The 19,024-nt window shown below is 44.9% G+C and carries 16 protein-coding genes; 9 read left to right on the top strand and 7 right to left on the bottom strand.

Annotation, left to right across the window (positions count from 1 at the left end; genetic code table 11):
* Positions 1–852 precede the first annotated feature (852 nt).
* Positions 853–2,289: a glyceraldehyde-3-phosphate dehydrogenase gene (locus tag AB4323_RS17800; protein ID WP_017068649.1), complete on the top strand. Its 1,437-nt coding sequence runs from the start codon at positions 853–855 to the stop codon at positions 2,287–2,289.
* 239 nt (positions 2,290–2,528) lie between these two features.
* Here the strand turns inward: AB4323_RS17800 and AB4323_RS17795 are convergent, their stop codons facing one another.
* Both AB4323_RS17795 and hcp read right to left on the bottom strand, forming a co-directional pair.
* Positions 2,529–3,590 carry a 2Fe-2S iron-sulfur cluster-binding protein gene (locus AB4323_RS17795; protein ID WP_372152999.1) on the bottom strand — a complete coding sequence of 354 codons (1,062 nt, stop codon included), beginning with the start codon at positions 3,588–3,590 and terminating at the stop codon, positions 2,529–2,531.
* A 101-nt stretch (positions 3,591–3,691) separates the two neighbouring features.
* A complete protein-coding gene (hcp, locus tag AB4323_RS17790) occupies positions 3,692–5,353 on the bottom strand; it encodes a hydroxylamine reductase (protein WP_017068651.1) in 1,662 nt (553 codons plus the stop codon).
* Between the two features lie 273 nt (positions 5,354–5,626).
* Between hcp and AB4323_RS17785 the strand changes: the two genes are divergently transcribed.
* Both AB4323_RS17785 and AB4323_RS17780 read left to right on the top strand, forming a co-directional pair.
* The gene (locus AB4323_RS17785; protein ID WP_286301683.1) at positions 5,627–5,857 is read left to right on the top strand and encodes a hypothetical protein; all 231 of its coding nucleotides are present in this window, start codon (positions 5,627–5,629) and stop codon (positions 5,855–5,857) included.
* A gap of 53 nt (positions 5,858–5,910) precedes the next feature.
* Positions 5,911–7,074 carry a carboxylesterase gene (locus AB4323_RS17780; RefSeq protein ID WP_017061778.1) on the top strand — a complete coding sequence of 388 codons (1,164 nt, stop codon included), beginning with the start codon at positions 5,911–5,913 and terminating at the stop codon, positions 7,072–7,074.
* 393 nt (positions 7,075–7,467) lie between these two features.
* Here AB4323_RS17780 and AB4323_RS17775 read toward each other — a convergent pair whose 3' ends face one another.
* From AB4323_RS17775 to AB4323_RS17765, 3 genes are all read right to left on the bottom strand, one after another.
* Positions 7,468–8,082 (bottom strand): LysE family translocator, encoded by a 615-nt coding sequence (locus tag AB4323_RS17775; RefSeq protein ID WP_017061779.1) that lies wholly within the window; start codon positions 8,080–8,082, stop codon positions 7,468–7,470.
* Between the two features lie 127 nt (positions 8,083–8,209).
* Positions 8,210–9,130 carry a LysR family transcriptional regulator gene (locus AB4323_RS17770; protein ID WP_017061780.1) on the bottom strand — a complete coding sequence of 307 codons (921 nt, stop codon included), beginning with the start codon at positions 9,128–9,130 and terminating at the stop codon, positions 8,210–8,212.
* Positions 9,124–9,585, bottom strand: coding sequence for an Lrp/AsnC family transcriptional regulator (locus tag AB4323_RS17765; protein WP_017061781.1), 462 nt, complete (start codon positions 9,583–9,585; stop codon positions 9,124–9,126). The genes AB4323_RS17770 and AB4323_RS17765 overlap by 7 nt, the downstream gene beginning before the upstream one ends.
* Positions 9,586–9,839: 254 nt before the next feature.
* Here AB4323_RS17765 and yjeH point away from each other — a divergent pair, with 254 nt between their 5' ends.
* Positions 9,840–11,111 (top strand): L-methionine/branched-chain amino acid transporter, encoded by a 1,272-nt coding sequence (yjeH, locus tag AB4323_RS17760; RefSeq protein WP_102332006.1) that lies wholly within the window; start codon positions 9,840–9,842, stop codon positions 11,109–11,111.
* 46 nt (positions 11,112–11,157) lie between these two features.
* Here the strand turns inward: yjeH and AB4323_RS17755 are convergent, their stop codons facing one another.
* Positions 11,158–12,615 carry a PLP-dependent aminotransferase family protein gene (locus AB4323_RS17755; protein ID WP_372103333.1) on the bottom strand — a complete coding sequence of 486 codons (1,458 nt, stop codon included), beginning with the start codon at positions 12,613–12,615 and terminating at the stop codon, positions 11,158–11,160.
* A 90-nt stretch (positions 12,616–12,705) separates the two neighbouring features.
* Between AB4323_RS17755 and AB4323_RS17750 the strand changes: the two genes are divergently transcribed.
* Together AB4323_RS17750 and AB4323_RS17745 are read left to right on the top strand one after the other, a co-directional pair.
* On the top strand, positions 12,706–13,365 hold the full coding sequence (locus tag AB4323_RS17750; protein ID WP_017061784.1) for a pyridoxamine 5'-phosphate oxidase family protein: 660 nt from the start codon (positions 12,706–12,708) through the stop codon (positions 13,363–13,365).
* Between the two features lie 82 nt (positions 13,366–13,447).
* Positions 13,448–14,380: an urea transporter gene (locus tag AB4323_RS17745; RefSeq protein ID WP_017064860.1), complete on the top strand. Its 933-nt coding sequence runs from the start codon at positions 13,448–13,450 to the stop codon at positions 14,378–14,380.
* Between the two features lie 10 nt (positions 14,381–14,390).
* On the opposite strand, the gene AB4323_RS17740 is transcribed toward AB4323_RS17745, so the two are convergent.
* Positions 14,391–15,398, bottom strand: a complete 1,008-nt coding sequence (locus tag AB4323_RS17740) for an AraC family transcriptional regulator (protein ID WP_017061786.1) — start codon at positions 15,396–15,398, stop codon at positions 14,391–14,393.
* Between the two features lie 133 nt (positions 15,399–15,531).
* Between AB4323_RS17740 and AB4323_RS17735 the strand changes: the two genes are divergently transcribed.
* The 3 genes from AB4323_RS17735 to codB all read left to right on the top strand — a co-directional run bounded on the left by AB4323_RS17735 (position 15,532) and on the right by codB (position 19,018).
* On the top strand, positions 15,532–15,882 hold the full coding sequence (locus AB4323_RS17735; protein ID WP_017061787.1) for an MFS transporter: 351 nt from the start codon (positions 15,532–15,534) through the stop codon (positions 15,880–15,882).
* Positions 15,876–17,099 carry an HlyD family secretion protein gene (locus AB4323_RS17730; protein WP_017066494.1) on the top strand — a complete coding sequence of 408 codons (1,224 nt, stop codon included), beginning with the start codon at positions 15,876–15,878 and terminating at the stop codon, positions 17,097–17,099. Before AB4323_RS17735 ends, AB4323_RS17730 begins: the two co-directional genes overlap by 7 nt.
* A gap of 680 nt (positions 17,100–17,779) precedes the next feature.
* Positions 17,780–19,018 (top strand): cytosine permease, encoded by a 1,239-nt coding sequence (codB, locus tag AB4323_RS17725; protein WP_032545811.1) that lies wholly within the window; start codon positions 17,780–17,782, stop codon positions 19,016–19,018.
* Positions 19,019–19,024: the final 6 nt, after the last annotated feature.

The raw sequence follows: 19,024 nt of genomic DNA, 5'->3' as shown, positions 1-19,024 counted from the left end.
GACATTAACAGGGGGTTATTGATCAAATTGGATATGAACAAATGATACTCTGAGCCCAGAACGAAAAATTAGAATCAACAGGCATCCAAAACAGGGCTTTAAAGCGGAGGACTCTGCTTTACTAAGTGAGATTGAGACAAGCCGATTTTAGACAAGTGAACGTTACGTGAGAGAGGTCTACTCGAGGAGGTTTCTACAAATGAGATGTAAGCAAGCGAGGTTTCAGTGAGCAAAAGGTAAACAAAAGACGTTTTCTCCAGTTATTATCACCGGCATAACAAGTACACATCCACATTCTGCGGCTCAACTAGACTGTGAATAATGACTCTGCGTGCTAACAAAGTGGATAGTTAGGTTAAAATTGTGACATCCAATCGTTTGCGTGATGCACTTTTCACACTCAAGCTAGGCTTATTCAAAGGTCAAACATCAATACTCGTTAATTCCCTTATTTATCGTTTACTGTTTACGTGTAACTTGAGTTAGCGATCACACCTTTAATGTTCAATATGACCTGTATTACATATTATCCTTTGAATTGAGTATTTTTTGACGAAAAATAAGTGCTACAGATTATTAAAGTCAATAGTCTTTATCGACGTTCAAATCTTGATTTATGGCTAATATAAAGCCAATTTGCAGATATTTTGTCTGCATTTATTTTTCCTAGCAGAATAACCCGTCGTACCTTACAATCCTGCCACATAAAAATTACAAGTTACACACAAGGTATATCAGCACATTTAAGTGGCAATAAAGACCACAGACTGATGCCTCAAATCCCCTATGCTGATTGGCTTCCCTACAACCGCCATGAATGCAGAAACTTAACGTGAAAGGTCCCGAGTAAAGATGAGTCCCGAAAAGCACCTCCTAGATTGGCAAACTAGTCAAACCATTGCTGAATCCATCGCTCCAACTTTAGGTCAGTTATACCGTCAAAAAGGCGTAGAAGTTATCCTCTTTGGTAAGACCTTAGTTAACGCGACAACTATCGACATCATCAAAGCTCACCGCATCGCAAAACGTTACACTGGTTCTCCTCTTACAGCAGAACAGACTCAACCTATTATTCAACACCTTCTCTCTATGGACTTATCTCCATGTCGTATTGATGTTGGTCGCCTTGCGCATTCATTCTGGCAAGACCGCGAAGACACACATGGGTTGGATGATTTCCTACAAACTGCACTTATCGAATCGCTTGAAGGCGATGCAATGACAGAACCTCGTGACGTTGTATTGTACGGTTTTGGTCGTATTGGCCGACTGCTAACTCGTCTGTTGATCGAGAAAAGTGGCCCGGGGTACCCACTGCGTTTACGTGCAATCGTTGTACGCGGCGGCAAAGATGGCGACCTAGAAAAACGTGCAAGCCTGCTTCGTCGTGACTCTGTACACGGCCAATTCAACGGCAGCATTGTTGTAGACCAAGAACGCAAAGCGATCATCGTTAACGGTAACTTCATCCAAGTTATCTACGCAAACAAACCAGAAGAAGTGGATTACACGGCTTACGGTGTTGAAAATGCACTTGTGGTTGATAACACAGGCGTATGGCGTGACGCGGAAGGCCTGAGCCAACACGTTGCGTGTAACGGTGCGAAGAAAGTGCTACTGACTGCACCTGGTAAAGGCGACATCAAGAACGTGGTATTTGGTGTGAATGAAAATGTTATTCAGCCAGAAGACACCATCATCTCTGCAGCAAGCTGTACTACTAACGCAATCACGCCAGTATTGAAAGCGGTTCACGACAAGTTTGGCGTGCTGTCTGGTCACATCGAAACGGTGCACTCATTTACCAATGATCAAAACCTAATCGATAACTTCCACTCGGGTGATCGTCGTGGTCGTGCTGCATCATTGAACATGGTACTGACATCGACTGGCGCTGCTAAAGCAGTATCAAAAGCGATGCCGGAAATGGAAGGTAAGCTAACAGGTAATGCGATTCGCGTTCCTACGCCAAACGTTTCAATGGCAGTTGCGAACCTAAACCTTGAGAAAGGCACAAACAAAGAAGAGTTGAACGAGTACCTGCGTGAAATGGCGCTGTCTTCTGCTTTGTCTGCACAAATTGATTACACAGACTCGACTGAGATTGTATCTACCGACTTGGTTGGCTCTCGTCACCCAGGTGTGGTTGACGGTGTGGCGACTATCGCACAAGACAATCGTGCCGTGCTGTACATTTGGTACGATAACGAGTTTGGCTACAGCTGCCAAGTTGTTCACTGTATGGAACAGATGATGGGTGTGCGCTACAAGACATACCCAGAAGTTTAATTAACTTCGCTCTTGTAGATACGTCCATCGCAACAAGCTCCACAACATAATAACTATATCTGCGAAGTCTGTATGGACTTCGCAACCCCTTTTGTTTTACTCCCCCGTATAAACAAGAGGGTTGCCACTTAGATCTGCTCTCTCTAACTGATCTAGGTGGCCTTTTTACATCTAGCGCCCTAACTTTTATCGCTATAATAAGATCTTGTCTTCATCACTCTTGCACAGCTTTACGTCTGTTATAACTCAACCTCAACATCTGACTGAATCGAGCTTGAACATGCAAGCACGTAGCCCTGTTCAATCTGCTCTGGCGTCAATGTTTCTTGGCTGCTTGATTCCACAGATCCTTTGGTCACTTTGCATTTACACGAACCACAAATCCCACTACGACAAGCGATAATAATTGGAACGCCTGCTTTTTCTAATGAATCCGCCAATGGTGTGCCAGTTTCCGCTTCAACTTCAGCGCCGAACGCAGGCACAAATACCTTAACAGCACTATTCGTATCGTCAGCAATTTCGGCGTTTGACGCTTCTGATTGAGCATCCTGAGTAGCAGGAGTAAAGCTTTCTTGATAGAAGTTATCCATGTTGAACTCAAGCTCTTTCAGATAACTCTCAATATCTTGCATGAAGCCGACAGGCCCACACAGGTAAACCGTTCTATCTAAGATATCTGGGCTCAGTTTCACCAACCAGTTTTTATCTAAACGACCTTGAGGGGCGGTTGTTCCTTCGTTGTCTTTTAACAGCAGTTTTAAGTTGAAATTCGCATGTGATTCATCGAGCTGATGAAGTTCTTGAAAGTAGATAGTCTCAAGCTTGTTGCGTGCCATGTGGACGAAATCAATCTCAATGTCACTGTCACTGTCTTGAGACAGCCAATATTTTACCATCGCCATTACGGGTGTAATACCACAGCCCGCACTCACTAGCGTTACTTTCTTTGTTGCCGTTGGCATGCAATCAATACAGTTAAACGCGCCTGCCGGCTTCAACACAGAAACCTCGTCACCTTCATCAAGCTCATCAACAATAAAGTTCGAAACCAAGCCACCTTCCACACGCTTGACCGTCAACTTCAGGCGGTTATCTTCGGGGCAAGAAGCCACGGAATAAGCACGGTAATCCGTTTTCGTCGGCATATCTAAACCCAAGGTGATGAACTGACCGGGCTTAAAATTGAAATGTAAATCTTGTGGAATACTGCCAAGCTCAAAGCTGACCGTATCTGGCGTCTCGTGCCATTTCTTTAAACACACTAAATTGATTGAATCGCTATCCGACCATGCATACATAGTTCACACACCTCACTGATACTAAAGAATTAAATCTAAAAAGCCCCGCCGCTGCACGTTCCTAGAGAACAGCAACAACGGGGCTTGGGAGTGGGCTTAGATTAAGCCGCTAAGATTGTTTTAAGATCTTGCTCTGGCGTTGAGATAGAACGCATATCGAACTCGTCTTGAATAATCTTTAGTAGGTTTTCAGTTAGGAATGCAGGCGCTGTTGGGCCTGTGTAGATACCTTTCACACCCAGTGCGAACAGAGTAAGCAGGATAACGATCGCTTTTTGCTCGAACCAAGAAAGAACAAGTGTTAGTGGTAGTTCGTTGATGCCACAATCAAACTCTTGAGACAGCGCAAGAGCAAGCTGAATCGCTGAGTATGCATCGTTACATTGGCCAACATCGAGCAGACGTGGAATACCGTTAATGTCGCCGAATTGGTTTTTGTTGAAACGGAATTTACCACATGCCAATGTCAGGATTACTGAATCTTCTGGCGCTTGAGCTGTGAAATCTGTGTAGTAGCTACGTTCAGATTTGTCGCCGTCACAACCACCCACTAGGAAGAAGTGTTTGATGTTGCCTTCTTTCACTTGTTCAACAACCGCAGGCGCTGCTTCCATCAAGGCGTTACGACCAAAACCGACAGTGATCATTTGCTCGATCTCGTCATGCTTAAAGCCTTCTTGCGCAAGAGCACAATCGATCACTGCACTGAAATCGTCACCTTCAAGGTGAGCAACACCCGGCCAGCCTACGATGCTACGCGTAAATAGGCGGTCAGCGTACGAGCCCACATCTGGGTTAAGCAGACAGTTAGATGTCATTACGATCGCACCTGGGAAGTTCGCAAATTCTTTTTGCTGGTTCTGCCAAGCGCTGCCGTAGTTACCCGCAAGGTGTGGGTACTTGTTTAGTTCAGGGTAGCCGTGTGCAGGTAGCATCTCACCGTTGGTGTAAACGTTAATGCCCTTGCCTTCCGTTTGTTGAAGGATCTTTTCTAGATCATGCAGGTCGTGACCAGAAACAAGGATACAGTGACCTCGCTTCGTCTTCACATTCACGGTTGTTGGTTGAGGGTGACCGAAGGTATCTGTCTCGCCTTTATCCAACATTTCCATGACCTTGTAGTTCATTAAGCCGATCTGCATAGACGTATCTAACAGTTGTTTTAGGTCTGATGGATCTGTACCTAGGAACGCCATGATTTCATGGTATTCAGCGAAAATAGCATTATCAGTTTGACCAAGAACACGTGCGTGCTCCATGTAAGCTGCTGCACCTTTTAGACCGTATAGGCAAAGAAGGCGAAGACCAATCACATCTTCGTGTTGAGAGTCGTGACCACGGTTTACCGCCGCTTGAGGGGCAAGCGCCAATAGCTCTGAAGAGTCCGTTGGAAGGTCGAATTGAGCAGCAGCAGAAAGCGCTGGGATCTCAAAACCAATCAATGTCGCTGCCGCGCGAACCTGTTGCTCTAAACGCTGCTTGAATTCATGGGACTGTTGTGCGAATTCGATGATACGAGCAGGGTCGAAGTTAACGTTGGTTAGTGTTGCGAAAAACGCTTTTGGCGCCCACTCGTCGATTTCAGTATCAATAACATCACACGCACGGCCCAAATTGGCCCAAAAAGAAACACCTTGAAGAGAATGCACCAACACGTCTTGAAGGTCGGATACTTCCGAAGTTTTACCACACATACCTTGTGCGAAAGAACAGCCTTTTACGGTTGGGGTTTGAATTGTTTGTTCACATTGAATACAGAACATATAAGGGCTCCAGTAATTTTTATTAACTGTAAGTACTTTGCTTACAGTGACTTATTCCAACCCCTATAGAGCATCAAGCGTGCCAACTTTTAACATATTGATTTTATTAAACTTAGTTTTATTCCATGTTTTTAGTGCGTGATTATGACTACATATAAACTCCCTAACAGCACACATCCGTGTCATAGTGACTCTCAGAGATTTATTAACGGCGTTCATGTTTCGTTCAGAATAGAAGCGATAAAGTAACAACATAGAAAAAGAGGAATGAATATGAAAAATATATTAGTTACGATTATTGCATTGTTTACTGGCCTTTTGGCGTTATTCACAAGCTTGATCCTTGCTATTCCTTTAGCTATTGCAGCTTTAATTACTGGCAAGCGCATTCAGAATCAAATGAAGAAACAAGGTTTCGCAGCTCATATGAACACTCGTCAGTCATCAACCAATGATGCCGGTGTTATTGAAGGTGAATACGAAGACCTTTCAAGCAAAAAGTAACCTAAACTTTAGTTTCAGACATAGTGAAAGCACAACAGAGACAAGATTACATAATGCAAAGAAAGCCCCTCCTAGCACTGCTGGCCTTAACGACTTTAAGTCTCGTTGGTTGTTCCAACGAGACACCGATACCCGCTTACGAAACATCTCCAGACTTGCCTAGCTATCAGCAAGACAGCTTTGATGCCTACGTCAATGACACACAAGATTGGTTATTGAAAAACCGCGTGTTCATGACGGAAGACAAGCAACTCGAGATCCAACTCAATTCACCAACCGAGTATCAACCAACCTCGCCAAACGGCAAGGCGGTATTATTGGTTCATGGATTAGGCGACTCACCTTACTCATTTAAAGACATCGCTACCCATTTGGCAGAGCAAGGTTACTTAGTGAGAACCGTATTACTTCCGGGTCACGGCAGTCGCGTGGGTGATTTAATGCAGCCGAGCCTAGAAGATTGGCAAGGTGTGGTGGCTCATCATACGAAGTTACTTGAGCAAGAGTATGATTCTGTTTGGCTAGGCGGCTATTCAACCGGCGCGAACCTCGTGACTTCACAGGCGATGAACGATCCAAAGATCTCTGGGTTACTGCTGTTCTCACCTGCGTTTCAACCGAGCTCGTCTGCCGTTCAATACGCGGGACTAGCAAGCTACTTTGTCACTTGGGCGGATCAAGATCCTGAAGACAATGTGTTGCGTTACAACTCGTTGCCAATGAATGGTGCATCGGTTTACTACGAGACATCAGAAGTCGTACGTGGTGACTTACAAGATAAACACTTCGATAAACCAGTTTTTATTATGATGAGTGAAGGCGACAGCGTGATTGACACCAACTACGTTCAGCAAGCCTTTACTGAATCTATGCCGAATCCAAACAATGTGTTGGTTTGGCAAGGAGAGACGACTCTCGAGGATCCTCGCGCTGTTCAGTACAGCATGAAGATCCCAGAGCAACGCATCTCGAACGGCTCTCACATGGGCTTACTGTTCTCACCAAACAACCCTTATTACGGAATCAATGGTAGCGAGAAGATTTGCTCCAATGGTCAGGCAGAAGGGTTTGAAGAACAATGCAATGCAACCAGTGAGGTTTGGTACTCAGCTTGGGGCTATCGTGAAGAAGGGAAGAACCATGCGCGTTTGACCTACAACCCCTACTTCTCAGACTCGATGGCGAAGCTAGATGCCGTACTGAACTCTGAAGGCTAATAAGCTCAAGTCTTCCAAAAGCTAATCCAGAGAAATCAAAAAGGCTTACTAGATAACGTCTAGTGAGCCTTTTTTAATGAGTGTCGTTTCTGGTGAACGTCTAGGGTCTGTTGACCTTTAGAGCTGATTTTTGCAGCACTTTGTGGGAAATTTCTACAAGGCAGAGGCTTTGAAGTGTAGCTAGCCTACATGAGAAGCCGATAACGCAGTAGAAATGAACCACAAAGGCTGCCCGAAGGGTTCGACTAGAATCGTTTTATGCTTTGTTAAGAAGTATTAACTTAGAATGACTAGGCTACATACTCCTTGCCGCGCCTAAAACGATTCTATCTCGAACAAAATTTAACCACTAAAAGTTAACAGACCCTAGTTACTTATTCTTATCGTTTACTGCTATATCGTCCACACCACGCGAACAGCAAGCAGGATCAGCACCACGCCAGATAGTCGATCAATCAACTGAGCTTTCGAGCGAATACGTTCAACAATCAACGGGCTAGACAGTACCAAGGTGATAAAGGTGTACCAAAGGCCGTCGACAATCAGCGGCGTTGAGACAATAATCACTTGATTGGTCAGTTCATTACCTAGCGCTACAAATTGGCTAAACAGAGCGATGAAGAACAATGCGATCTTTGGGCTCAAGATAGAGATCAAGAAAGCCTCACGAGCAGACTGCATGTAACTCATCTTTTCACCCGCTTCTAATTTCGCGGCAACACCACCTTTCGAACGTAACGCATTAACGCCAAGATAAAGCAGATAAGCAGCCCCCGCTAAGCTAATACCTTTAAATAACATTGGGGATTGCTCAAGCACAACGGCTAAACCAACAATGGTTGCGAACGCATAAATACCGATACCAGCAGCGTGTGACCAAGCTGCGATAAGCCCGTTCATACGGCCACCAGCCAAACTGTGTTTAGCGATCATCGCCAAGCTTGGGCCCGGAGACATTGCACCCAACAAGCAAATCGCTAATAAAGAAAACCAAATTGTTACTGTCATCATTCCATTCCTAATAAAATAAAGCGTTCCAGCTGAACGCTCTACGCTTAATACTCAATACTTGGCACTTACCATAATTCGCAGGAGGTATTATTTGAAATCAAAGATTATCATCACACCTATGATTTCAAGTCATACTGATATTGTAACTCGACTTTTGCATGGCTTGGAATGCTTTTTCTCGCGCCCATTTGTGGGCAGAGTCGTTGTCATATTTAGGATGCCACATTAACCAATAGGTATGCATTTCCGTATCAAATGGCAACGAAAAGTAGGTAGTATCGAGGTGTCGACCTAGGTTATAGGCGATATGTTCTGGCACGATCATCAGATAGTCGTCTTGCAATAACACAGTACCAGCAGATGAAAAGAACGGAACCTGTAAAGCCACTCTTCGCTTCAGCCCTTGCTTCTTCAATGCTATGTCCGCGTAACTGTCTTTATCTCCACCACCCGTCACTTTGATGTGAGAGTAGTGAACAATATCTTCTGCACTCAAAACCGCTTGTTGAGCCAGCGGGTGCGACTTTCGCATCAAACACACCGACTTATCTTCACCAAGTTTGATACTTGAGACATGTTCTGGCTTTGTGGGAAACATACTGGAAGCCAAATGAATCCCAGACTCGTTCAGTGCTTCAAGGTAGTTTGGCTGCCACAATCGATAAGCCAAATTAATGTTCGGCGCTTCAGCAGACACCTCTGCCACAATCACAGGAAGAATATACTGAGCGACATAATCACTCGAAGACAACACCAATTCACCCTGCCAGTCTTGCGGCTCGAAGGGTTTATCATCTAACAGGTGGTCAAACTCGCCAAGCAGGTCGTCGAGTTTACCTTTGAGTAGCAATGCACGGTTGGTCGGCACCAGTTTGTTGCCGTCACGGACCAGCAAAGGGTCGCCACACAAATCACGTAACTGGCTGAGCTGACGGCTCACCGCGGATTGTGTGATATGCAAACGTTGGGCGGCACGGCTCACATGACACTCTTCAAGAAGTACATGCAGTGAACGCAGTAGGTTTAAGTTGATATTGCCTAACATGAATGCACCGTCGCATTCTGTTTGTTGAAAAACTCGGTCAAAACCGTATGAGTCATTAAGTGGCGAAGATCCGGGTAACTTTGCAGCTGATCGCGAACTCGGTTCAAGCTCTCCATGCTTTCCACTTCCACGTACAACATCATATCTGTCTCACCGCTAATAGAGTGGCACCATTGCACCTCATCAATACTCTGGATTTGTTTCGCGTAAGACTCACAACTATGGTCACTACTCGACATGTCGAACTTCAACAAGATATAAGCGCACACATTCTTCGTTTGGTTGGGTTCTGCCACTTGAGCGCAGTAGCCCGTAATCACTTTGTCGCTTTCCAGTTTCTTGATTCTGGCGTTCACCGCTGAGCGCGAGAGGCTGACATCTCGGGCGATATCGCTCACTGAGCATCGTGCATTGGTTTTGAGAATATCCAAAATCTGGCGATCAAATTTATCCATGCTTCTGATTCTTTTCATTTATTGTTCTATTTATAACGCCTAATTTGACACAACTTTCCTACTTATAACAGCCATTCTGACAGCCGACACTTTCACACTGAATCGGATTAATACCGTTAAAATGACGGTGTCTTACGACGTTTCGCTAGCTGTATTATTGATGTCAACAATGTATGCTCTCAATCATAACTTCTCACACACCAGAAGAAAGTTACTGGAAGACCGTGACCAGAATCAAATAGCTAGGAGAGCGAATGACACAACTCAAACAAGAAATCACGCTTATTTCAGGAATCGGACAACTCTCGACGACCTTGCTAGGCACTGGATTATTTATGATCCCTGCGATCGCAGCAGGCATTGCAGGACAGTTGTCTCTTCTCGCTTGGTTAATCCTGTTTATCGCTATTTGCCCGATTGCACTGACCTTCGCATCATTAGGAAAACGCTACCCGAATGCAGGTGGTACTGCCTATTTTGTGCGCCAGGCGTTTAGCGAGCGATTAGAAACAAGCGTGGCGTGGTTGTTTGTGAGTGTTATTCCTGTCGGTATTCCAGCGGCCATTGCACTGGCTGGTGGTTTTGCTCAACAATTGTTACCCGCACCTCTCGATACACCACTTGGTGCTCAATCCTTTACCGTCGCCCTGCTTATTGCCGTCAATTTGATGGGCAGTAAATCTTCTGGCCGACTGCAAACCGTGATCGCATTGTCGATTTTTGCCTTAGTCAGCGCTTTTGTTTGGAAAGCCGACATCACGGCAACCGATGTTGCTCTTCCTGCCATCTCATCCAATTCAATGTGGTCTATCGGCGCTGCTTTAGCTGTCATGTTTTGGTGCTTTGTCGGAATAGAAGCTTTTGCTCACATGGGAGAGGAATTCAAAAATCCACAACGTGACTTCCCAATCGCCATCATTGCAGGCTGTTTTGTTGCGGGGCTAGTGTACTGGGCTTGTTCAGTAGTGATTCTTAAGCTGGGTGCTTTCGGTTCATCTGAATTCGATGCCGCATCCATCCCTTGGGTAACAGAACAACTGTTTGGTAATGGCTTCAAAACCGTCATCAGCGTGCTGGGGTTCTTTGCTTGCTTTGCCAGCCTAAACCTTTACACACAAAGCCTGTCTCGGATGATCTGGGCTCAGGCCCGCCAACACAGCCCTGCAAGTCGAATGGCTCAACTGAACAGCCGCGGCGTACCGCTCTACCCAACGTTAGCAATTGGCTTTGTCGTGCTTATTTCGTGTGTGATTGGTGAGCTGTCTAATTTAGACCTTGAGTTCTTTCTCAAGCTCGCCAACGGTATTTTTGTTCTGGTTTATCTGCTCGCAATGTTAGCCGCTTGCCGATTACTAACAGGCGCATCTAGATACACTGCCGTGCTTTCATTGGTCATCTGTACCTTGGTGTTTATCTGTTTAAGTTGGTCGATGCTCTATGCTGTGACTGTTTTTGTGACATTGTCACTCCCTTGGCGGAAGTGGCTAGGTAAAGGTAAACCCACCGTCTCTATCGACAAGTTGTAACTCGATAAATGATGAATCGACAAGCTGTAAACGATACCTACCAATATCACTGATAAAAAAGCCGAGCGATCTGTTTGATCTTCGGCTTTATCTCAGCCAGACGGATATTTCCAAACCCTAGCACCGCCCCACTCCAATCACGAGCATCACTCGAACCGTACTCATAAAAATCAAACGGACGAATGATGATATTTTGAAGATCAGCTCGTCGGCTCCACTCATGTTCAGATATACCTTGATACCACTTCACGGTCACATGTAGCCCTGCCGCCTGACTGATCACTTCAAGATCACCGTTAAACTCGCTTTCAATCGCTTCTATCATCGCTTCATACTTGAGTTTGTATGACCGACGCATCTTTCTAATATGACGCAGCAAGTCGCCTTCTCGAACAAAATCCGCCAAAGCTTCCTGTGTGTGGGACGCCGTGTCTCCAGTGAGCGCGTCTTTGATCTCAAGACACTTCGCCACCAGACTTTCTGGCACCACTAAGTAACCTAAGCGGAGTCCGTTGAACATGACTTTACTCAGCGAACCAACATAAATGATTCGTTCATCAAACCCGAGTTTACCCGCTAAGCCTTGCATACTGGTGTAAGGGCGATGAGCAAACTGGAACTCACTGTCATAGTCATCTTCAATGATCCATGACTGATGTTGATTGGCCCAGTCGATCAGTTTAAGGCGTTGCTCAGTATTTAAAGTCGTGCCCATTGGGTATTGGTTACTCGGTGTGACATACAGAGCCTTAGCATTACTGGCCAACACTTTCTCAATATCCAACCCCACCTTTTCACGCACACTTACACCTTCTAACTCTAGTCTCAACAGATCGATAATTTTATGTACTTGTCGATAACCGGGTTCCTCCACGAGGATTTTGTCGCCCATCGCTAACGTTGCCATTAATCCGATTGAGATGGCTTGCTGCGCACCTGCGGTGATGATGATTCTGTCGGCATTACAATGAACGGAACGACTGCTTGCAAGATACCCACTCAACGCTTCCCTCAAGGCTGAGCTTCCCTGAACCTCTTGATTGCCCGCAATGTTCTGACGTGTAGAGTGACGTTGCAGCAACCTCTGCCATTTCGCAAAAGGGAACGCATCTAAGTCAGGAACTCCTGGGGCAAAGCTGCGGTTAATGTCGTTAGGTGTCGCTATGTTTGTACTCGGTTTACTGACTGTTTGTTTGACCTTCGGATCCTGAACACTGTTTGGCTTAGACAAACTTAGAAAGTGTTCTGGTTGTTCAACCGAGACATAAAACCCTGAGCCTTGCTTACTCTCGATATAGCCTTCAGTAACCAGTTGTTCGTACGCATAAATCACCGTATTTCGACTCACCGATAACTCGACAGCCAACTTACGTGTTGAAGGTAACTTACTGCCCTTGCTCCATAAATCTTGAACGATCTTCTCTCTTATCGCGTGGAACAAGGCGGTTTGACGCGTGCCGTGTTGTTCGTCTAACTGTAGATCACCGACATCGATAGGCTGCATAACTGGATCCAAATAGTGTTTAAAAGTGGCTCTATTTAATAGACCAGTTAATCGCTACATTAATCAAAAGGCAATGATTAAGGAGCGATTATGTTATCTAACACGAAAAGAACCACGATTAAAAAAGGGGCTCACAAAGCCGTATTTGAACAAGAGAAACTGCACCAAATTATTGATGAGAGCTTAATCGCACACATTGCATTGCAGGGCGAACAAGGACCAATGGTCATCCCGATGCTCGCGTGGCGAGTGGGTGATATAGTCTACATTCATGGAGCTAAAAACAGTCGCCTACTAAAAGGACTAAAAAAGGGAGAACCAACCTGTTTAACGTTCACCTTGTTCGATGGTTGGGTGCTGGCTCGTTCGGCATTTCATCATAGTGCGCATTATCGTTCTGCTGTGGTATTGGGGTCATTTTCAGTCATCGATGACAATCAAGAAAAGGATCGCTTGTTGAATATCTTTATTGAGCAAATCGCACCGGGCAGAACCGATGAAGTGAGGCTCAGTAATGAAAAAGAACTCACTGCGACCGAGTTGTTGGCGATACCTTTAACAGAAGCTTCCGTGAAGATTGGTAAACATGGAGTGAATGATGATAAAGCCGATATGGACATTCCAGTTTGGGCTGGCGTATTACCCTATAGAACTGTTGTTGGGCCGTTAGAAACCGTTCCAGAACAAGAAGGCATCATTGAAACACCAGATTACCAACAAGCTTATGGTGAACGCTGGTATCAGAATTAACACTCGAAGATGGTGAACTTGATAAAATTGTATACAATCTGAATTACAAAAATTTAACATGACTCAATAATGTAATCAGACGATGAAAACGAACAAGGATATTCTGCCGTTTCAAGGCTTGCTCAATGGCATTGGGCAAGTCTATTTCACACCGTCTATCATGACGTCGACTTTGCTGTTGCTTGCCATTTCTATTGAGTCACTGGCGCTGGCTTTTCTTACCTTACTTGGCGCCAGTTGCAGCTATGCATTAGCTTTCTATGGCTATATGTACACCAACACCAACACCAACACCAACAAGTCAGTTGACGACATTGATAGTGGAATGTACGCGCTAAATGGCGCTTTGATTGGTTTATTTATCGGTAACTTTTTTGGTGTGACACCATTATTGGCTTTAGTGACTGCGTTAGGTGCATTACTCACGGTGCCGATTGCCCACATCGTATTCAGTTTTGAGAAATATCGCGGTTACACTAGCGCCTTTATCCTCACCACTTGGCTGATTTATATTATCCAATCAACCTTTGAGCTGTCAGCGTTTTCTGCACCTGATTCCGCACTGATGCCACTCATCAGTATTGAGGCTAACTCGTGGTTCAACCTGCCGACAGTGGTGATCCCGTTGTTAAAAGGGATAAGCCAAGTCAGCTTCATCGAAAATGCGTTGTCGGGGCTCGTTATCTTAGTCGCCATCGCACTCAACAATATCAAGCATGCCATTTGGGTTATGCTCGCAGTAATAATTAGCACCGTATTTAGCGGGTTGATTGGCGCTTCTAACGAACTGGTAGCCCAAGGTCTTTACGGGTACAACGCCATTCTTGCCACTTTAGCACTTGTGCCCTATCCGCGAATCCGTTGGCCGTTAATCCTATTAGGCATGCTGTTAAGCTGTCTCATCACACTTGGTTTTCATGAACTGTCACTGTTACCACTCACCGCCCCTTTCATTTTGAGTACTTGGGGGATGGTTTACTTGTCCAGCCTGATCCATAAACGAACCATAAGTTAGCTCTGAATAGTTACAGGCCAGTTTTTAGGCGCTCAACATATTGCTTGGGTGTCAAACCTCGATGTTTCTTAAACATCCGATTAAAGCTCGCGACATTGGTATAGCCGAGCCTCGTCGCGACTTTATCTATTGGCACTGAATACATCAACAACTCCACCGCCACATTACTTAACGCATAGCCCATAATGGTAGAAAAGTTGATGCCTAAGTTATGCAATCGACGTTGAAATTGCTGTTCAGATAACCCAAGCAAACTCGACACTTTATGCAGTGTTGGCAGGCCGAAATGGCGACTGTAATTGATCATCTCATAGGTCACCTTATGCTCATCCGCGGCATCAGGCATGTTGAGGTAATTATCTAAGTCATGAAAGTTCATTGCCAAGCTCATCTTGCCGCTAGAAGGGGCTTGATTGCTCGATAACCTCGACTGGCTTGGTATCCAGATTTCAGTTCGTGGCTGGCCCCACTGAATATTGCACCCAAAATACTCTTGATAGAGTTGAGTGTTCTCGCGATAACCTGCGATAGAGACGGCTGCGGGAGTAAAGTCGTCTCCCAAGTAACGCCTTAATATCTTCATCATAAAGATGGCAACTCGAATTGAGTCATGAACTTTACCCACCTCAGTATAAGCAGGATTGTCGTAGCACCATTTGATGAAATTACCGACTTGAGCGCCATATAGAAAAGCCCCGGACTGCAAACAGTGCAACCCGATGTTAACTCGGCGTATAGACGACGCCAGATCGTGCCCCGAGAAAAACCAGTTAGAGAGAGGACCTAGCCTTTCAATATCCACTCTATCAGCCAGCTTCAAGATAATATCGGAATCACCGGTTTGTTGTTCAAGTAAGCCATACCATTTGTCCACTTCACTTACGGGGATAAGGTTCATCGGGTTATTAAACACCGATTTAGGAATACCTAATTGCTCAGTATTCACAGCCTTATTAGTCGTTGCGTATTGGTAAATACCCAAAATACCCAATGCTCTTAAGAAGTTACAATTGTTCATTAGCCACCATACTTAGAAGTCACTATTACAGATCAAATCATAATGACATCATTATTAAAGTAATTGGTAAATTATCAACTTCTAAATCTGATATCAATAACACTAGGTGCTCAATTTAACCTAGGGTATATCAATGAGTTTAGTTAGTGTCCCATTTGTCGGAACAGACGCAGATACCGCACTACACGTAGTTGCAGGCGTAGTGTTAGTCGCAACCATCGCTGCTGCATGTTACGGCTTCTGGCGTGTGCATGAATTACCAATCAACAAGGCTCACAGTAAAGAGCATCAACAACTCGGTTTGATCACCGCATTAACATGGATTGGTTTTGTATGGCACTGGGTATGGGTACTAGCAGTAATTTTGGCCTTCGTTGATATGGAAAAAGCCATCATCAATCTAAGAGACACATGGAAGTCACCGACCACAACCAAGGAGCAAACAACTTCCGACAAGCAAGATGAGGAGAGCCAAACATGTTAGAAGGCTTGGCAATTTGGGCACTGTTCATTTACTTACTCAGACTTGTTGGTATGCCTTGGAACAAAGGCACCAAGGCGTTTGCGTACCTAGGGGGTACATCTTGGTTGCTGTTTGTATGGGTTGGCCTACTCAATTTTACTCCGATGGATCTATCGGGAGGCTCAGTGGTTCAGTCTCCACATATTCAGCTGCGTCCCGATTCAACTAATGTGTCGGGAAAAACTTCCAAAGTCCACATCGACCCAAACCAGGATGTGACTGAAGGACAGCTAATTTACGAAATTGATGACACTAAATATGTCATCGCAAGAGACAAAGCCAGCGTTCAACTTGAGTCTGCAGAGGTCGCTTTAGACACAGCTCGTCAAGAAGTGAGCATTGCAAAAGTCAGCTATCAATCGGCGCTTGAAGACATCAAAGCTTCAGTCGCACAAATAGATTCGGCTAAAACAGACTTAGTACTGCAGTCAAAGACGCTTGATCGTTACCAGAAGCAAAACAAAGTGGTAGAACATACGATCACTGAAACTGACATCGACCAACAAACAGCAAAGGTAGACTTAGCGACGTATAACGTTACGACATTGGAATCCCAGCTTAGCAAGAAAGAAGTCGATGCCGAGAATGCGAAGTTGAACATCCACAAAGCTGAAACCAATGTGAGCAAGAAGCAAACTGAGGTCGATTCAGCAAAGGCAACACTGGCACAAGCACAATGGGACTTGAACAGCACCAAAGTCACGGCACCGACTGACGGCTTTGTAACGAACTTTATTCTTCGTGAAGGTCAGCGTGTTTCAATGATGCCTCGTATCCAGATGTATACCGAAGAGAAGTACGTGCTGATGCGAGTTAACCACCAAGCGATTCGTAATATTAAGGTCGGTCAACCTGCGGAATTTGCGACAGCGGTATACCCAGGAAAAGTGTTCTCTGCAACCGTAGAAGGCATTGTAGAAGCCACTGGTGAAGCGCAAGCAAGTTTGCTGGGTATCGATGAGCAGGTTCGTGTTACCACAGGCAAAAACCTTCAGAACAAGCACCACTTTGTTCGTTTAAAAATTGATGAGGCAGAGGGTTACGATATTCCTGTTGGCTCTGTCGGATTAGCGTGGGTAAGCGGTGAGAAGCCTATCAGCTTTATGGCGTTCCTAGACGTAATACGCGGGATCATCATTAGAATGAAGTCTCAACTGTACTTCTTCTACTCCATCTAATACTTCCTATTGGTGAAACAATACCCAAGCCCGTGCGCTCTTAGATCGCACGGGCTTTTTGTTTATTTCACCATTCGTCGCCAGAAAGAACACAAACCCGAAAAACGAATAAACACTCTAAAGTTGCAAATCGCAATTGCATTTTGCAATTGGGTATTTCAAAAACGCAAATTAAACGCTCAAATACGCACCAGATTGCTATAAAACTGCCGTTTTACGTGGTTTTAAAAGTTGGCACACTAACTGCAATGTATATATTGACCCTTCTTAAGCCGAGGGTCACCTAGCCAACTGACGTTGTTAGTGAACCTATTCTTGTTCACAAAATATATAGGCCAATTGCGATTATTGCGATTGGCTATTTTTTTGCCTGCAGTTTGGCCAACCGCCCTCTTTTTCGATACAGACACCCATTCAGACGTATAATAATAAGCATTCATAGCCAACCAAGAACAGCAGATAACCAACGCATTATAGAAAACGTTTTCTATTTGTTTTTTTTAAATAAAGACAGAAAATAACCCTATGTTTTACAAGATAATTACTGAAATAACTGGTTTTTATGGGCAATTATTGACAAAATTAGCATTGACTATGTGATTTATATCACCATAATGCGCAAGTTTTCCTGCAATACGGCGACCGTTAATTTTAATTTTGATCATTTGCGGAGGTAAAAAATGGCTGCTGATAATAACTACAGTCTAGGGCCGGTTCCTACATCGGCTAGGAAAGGAGTCGCTTCACTCACCATGGTAATGCTTGGACTCACTTTCTTCTCTGCAAGTATGTGGACAGGTGGTTCACTCGGGACAGGTCTTTCATTCAACGATTTCTTCCTCGCCGTTCTCATCGGTAACCTAATCCTCGGTATTTACACTTCTTTTCTTGGCTACATCGGCTCATCTACTGGCCTCTCTACCCACCTCCTTGCTCGTTTCTCTTTCGGTACTAAAGGCTCATGGCTTCCTTCTGCTTTACTTGGTGGTACACAAGTCGGTTGGTTTGGTGTGGGTGTTGCGATGTTTGCTATTCCAGTACAAAAAGCAACGGGCATTGATACCAACACCTTGATTATCGTATCTGGCTTATTGATGACGGGTACAGTGTACTTCGGCATTCAAGCGCTAATGGTGCTTTCAGCGATTGCAGTGCCTGCTATTGCGATTCTGGGTGGTTACTCAGTACTGACTGCGGTAGACAGTGTTGGTGGACTAGAGCAATTGCAACTTATTAAACCAGAGACGCCAATGGACTTTTCAATGGCTCTTGCAATGGTTGTAGGTTCGTTCGTAAGTGCGGGTACGTTAACGGCCGATTTCGTTCGCTTTGGTAAAAAGCCAGCAAGCGCAGTATTAATTACTATGGTTGCGTTCTTCATCGGTAACTCGCTGATGTTTATCTTCGGCGCAGCAGGAGCAGCAGCAACCGGTCAGGCTGATATTTCAGATGTGATGATCGCGCAAGGTCTGCTGCTTCCAGCCATCATCGTGCTTGGCTTGAATATCTGGACAACCAATGAAAATGCACTTTATGCATCCGGTTTGGGTTTATCTAACATCACTGGTCGCTCAAGTACTACAATGTCTATCATTAACGGCATTATCGGTACGATTTTCGCGCTTTGGTTATACAACAACTTCGTTGGTTGGTTAACCTTCCTTTCGCTGGCGATTCCACCAATTGGTGGTGTAATCATCGCCGACTTCTTCGCGAACCGTAAACGTTACAAAGATTTTGCAAATGCAGAGTTCCAAACCGTTAACTGGGCTGGCATTATCGCGGTAGCAACAGGCGTAGCCGCTGGTCACTTCCTACCTGGCGTTGTTCCTTTGAACGCAGTGTTAGGTGGTGCAATCAGTTACCTCGTGCTTAATCCTCTATTGAACAAAAAAGCTCTGAAATCTCAGGCCGCTTAAGGACAC

This window comes from Vibrio sp. 10N.261.52.C11 (assembly GCF_041471405.1).
Classification (GTDB): domain Bacteria; phylum Pseudomonadota; class Gammaproteobacteria; order Enterobacterales; family Vibrionaceae; genus Vibrio; species Vibrio crassostreae_C.
This window is presented reverse-complemented; position numbering and strand designations above follow the sequence as displayed.

Coding starts and splice junctions, on each gene's coding strand:
- AB4323_RS17800 (WP_017068649.1), top strand. CDS start 853: ATGAGTCCCGAAAAGCACCTCCTAGATTGGCAAACTAGTCAAACCATT.
- AB4323_RS17795 (WP_372152999.1), bottom strand. CDS start 3,590: ATGTATGCATGGTCGGATAGCGATTCAATCAATTTAGTGTGTTTAAAG.
- hcp (WP_017068651.1), bottom strand. CDS start 5,353: ATGTTCTGTATTCAATGTGAACAAACAATTCAAACCCCAACCGTAAAA.
- AB4323_RS17785 (WP_286301683.1), top strand. CDS start 5,627: ATGAAAAATATATTAGTTACGATTATTGCATTGTTTACTGGCCTTTTG.
- AB4323_RS17780 (WP_017061778.1), top strand. CDS start 5,911: ATGCAAAGAAAGCCCCTCCTAGCACTGCTGGCCTTAACGACTTTAAGT.
- AB4323_RS17775 (WP_017061779.1), bottom strand. CDS start 8,082: ATGACAGTAACAATTTGGTTTTCTTTATTAGCGATTTGCTTGTTGGGT.
- AB4323_RS17770 (WP_017061780.1), bottom strand. CDS start 9,130: ATGTTAGGCAATATCAACTTAAACCTACTGCGTTCACTGCATGTACTT.
- AB4323_RS17765 (WP_017061781.1), bottom strand. CDS start 9,585: ATGGATAAATTTGATCGCCAGATTTTGGATATTCTCAAAACCAATGCA.
- yjeH (WP_102332006.1), top strand. CDS start 9,840: ATGACACAACTCAAACAAGAAATCACGCTTATTTCAGGAATCGGACAA.
- AB4323_RS17755 (WP_372103333.1), bottom strand. CDS start 12,615: ATGCAGCCTATCGATGTCGGTGATCTACAGTTAGACGAACAACACGGC.
- AB4323_RS17750 (WP_017061784.1), top strand. CDS start 12,706: ATGTTATCTAACACGAAAAGAACCACGATTAAAAAAGGGGCTCACAAA.
- AB4323_RS17745 (WP_017064860.1), top strand. CDS start 13,448: ATGAAAACGAACAAGGATATTCTGCCGTTTCAAGGCTTGCTCAATGGC.
- AB4323_RS17740 (WP_017061786.1), bottom strand. CDS start 15,398: ATGAACAATTGTAACTTCTTAAGAGCATTGGGTATTTTGGGTATTTAC.
- AB4323_RS17735 (WP_017061787.1), top strand. CDS start 15,532: ATGAGTTTAGTTAGTGTCCCATTTGTCGGAACAGACGCAGATACCGCA.
- AB4323_RS17730 (WP_017066494.1), top strand. CDS start 15,876: ATGTTAGAAGGCTTGGCAATTTGGGCACTGTTCATTTACTTACTCAGA.
- codB (WP_032545811.1), top strand. CDS start 17,780: ATGGCTGCTGATAATAACTACAGTCTAGGGCCGGTTCCTACATCGGCT.